Raw genomic sequence first — 615 nt, 5'->3', positions numbered from 1 at the left:
ACCCTGGGATCACAGTCCGGTTATCGACTCCCCCAGGCTTATCGCAGATTCCTACGTCCTTCTTCGGCTCCTAATGCCAAGGCATCCACCGTGTGCTCTTAAAAACTTGACCACAAAAGATCAAAAAAACTAATTCACGAGAGAACCACGAAAACCACCCGGGAACCACCACCACAACCCAAAGGCCACAGCAACAGCATCCCGGACAGATCCAGGTTCATATTCTTGGAAATTGCTTCTTATAAAAGATGCTCGCGTCCACTATGTAGTTCTCAAACAACAACCCCATACCACACACCCCACACACAACCCCAAAAGGTCAACACATGTGATCGGTGCAGCCAGGAAACCAGAAACAAACAAGTACCAGACCCGCCGCAACCCGTAAGCCGCGAACAAACCCGGTCCTGTTGCCTCAGGACCCAACAGTGTGCCAAACACTAAACCACCCAAACCCCTCACCCCACCGTTCCAGGACAACTGCTTTCTCCGAAGAAGAAGCAGACATCCGTACTAGAGGAGGCCAAGACCAGGCGGCCGCTATTTGTTGATATTCCACCCTTGAGCACCCGCCGCAGAACATGTGTCTGCGCAACGGGCATATACTCCTGACAA

1 rRNA gene is annotated in these 615 nt (G+C 51.9%); it reads right to left on the bottom strand.

The features are described 5' to 3' along the window. Positions 1-112 (bottom strand): 23S ribosomal RNA (locus tag EYS21_RS23250); the annotation flags it as partial. Positions 113-615 lie beyond the last annotated feature (503 nt).

The sequence above is a fragment of the Arthrobacter sp. S39 genome, assembly GCF_004320525.1.
Lineage (GTDB): Bacteria > Actinomycetota > Actinomycetes > Actinomycetales > Micrococcaceae > Arthrobacter.
This window is presented reverse-complemented; position numbering and strand designations above follow the sequence as displayed.